Source organism: Haloarcula sp. Atlit-120R (assembly GCF_003665885.1).
GTDB classification, from domain to species: Archaea; Halobacteriota; Halobacteria; order Halobacteriales; family Haloarculaceae; genus Haloarcula; species Haloarcula taiwanensis.
Genome location: NZ_QPLN01000091.1, coordinates 1 through 457, shown reverse-complemented (window position 1 = coordinate 457; position 457 = coordinate 1). Strand labels below are relative to the sequence as shown.

Genomic DNA, 457 nt, shown 5'->3' with positions numbered 1-457 from the left:
GGCTGGGCCGCGACCCAGCCCAACGCGGCCGCGGGCTACGCCTTCTTCCTCCGATTCGACCCCTCGGTCATCACCGAGAACTTCTTCGCCATTCTCGGTCCCGCCGCCGGACAGGCGCTGTTTACCCTCTCGCTCGGCGCGGGCACGATGATAACGTACTCCTCGTACCTCGGTGAGGACCGCTCGCTTCCCTTCGACGGGAGCGCCATCGCGGTCCTCAACACGAGCGTCGGCGTCATCACCGGCCTCGTCGTCTTCCCGCTTCTGTTCTCGCAGGGAATCAACCCGACCGAGACCGGCACCGGGCCGGGCGCGCTGTTCGTCGGTCTCGCCGGGGCGTTCGCGCAACTCCCCGCGGGGACGCTCATCGCCACCGCGTTCTTCGGCGTCGTGACGCTCGCGGCGCTGTCGAGTTCCATCAGCATGCTCGAAATCCCCGTCGCGTTCCTCGTCGACG

At 68.1% G+C, this 457-nt stretch carries 1 pseudogene; it reads left to right on the top strand.

Going from position 1 to position 457, the window contains the following annotated elements:
* Positions 1-457: pseudogene (locus DVK01_RS21365) on the top strand (sodium-dependent transporter); the annotation flags it as partial.